Source organism: Streptomyces sp. DH12 (assembly GCF_020873895.1).
In the GTDB taxonomy this organism is placed as follows: domain Bacteria; phylum Actinomycetota; class Actinomycetes; order Streptomycetales; family Streptomycetaceae; genus Streptomyces.
The window spans coordinates 1-645 of the sequence record NZ_JAHWGT010000394.1; the positions used below are offsets into that span (position 1 = coordinate 1).

The 645-nt window shown below is 66.5% G+C and carries 1 pseudogene; it reads right to left on the reverse strand.

Annotation, left to right across the window (positions count from 1 at the left end):
• Nucleotides 1-645 (reverse strand): annotated as a pseudogene (locus tag LPA54_RS34760) (hypothetical protein); the annotation flags it as partial.

Below are 645 nucleotides of genomic sequence, written 5' to 3' on the forward strand. Positions count from 1 at the left end.
GGGTTTCGGAGATGACCCGGCCGCCGCCTGGCGCGGGGACCTGCTTCTGGCGGGAGCGCAACAGGCCGTCGAATATTTCGTAGGAGCTGTTGTAGGTCTTGCCGTCGGCCTTGAGTGCGTCGGTTCGGACCCAGGTCTCTTTGTTGTTGTTGACGCTGTAGGTGTAGACGATGCTGGCGGCGTCGCCGAGTCCGCGGGCGCGGTCCGCCTTCCACACCGATTTCAGGCGGCCGAGGGCGTCGAAGGCCCACTCGGTGGTGTTGCCGTTGGCATCGGTGGTCTTGGTGGCCGTGCCCCAGGCCGGGTCCACCTCGGTGGTGGAGGTGTAGAGCTTGGGGTCGGTGGAGGTCTTGAACGTCAGCGGGCCGTAGCCGGCGTCGTCGGGGACGTAGGTGGTCCTGACTGTCTGGTCGAGGGCGTTGGTCGCGGTGAGGGGGCGGCCCAGTTTGTCGTAGGTGGCGCTGGAGACTTTCTGGTAGACCGGGGTCTTGTTCACCGCGTCGTAGCTGGCGACCCGGTAGGAGGCGGTGATCTCCCCCGTGGTGGGCGTGGCGCCGACCGCTTGGCCGTCGTAGGCAGTGGTGATGTCGGAGACGACGTCGCCGGGAATCGATGGGATGGTCGCGCAGGGAACGGAGTAGGTCT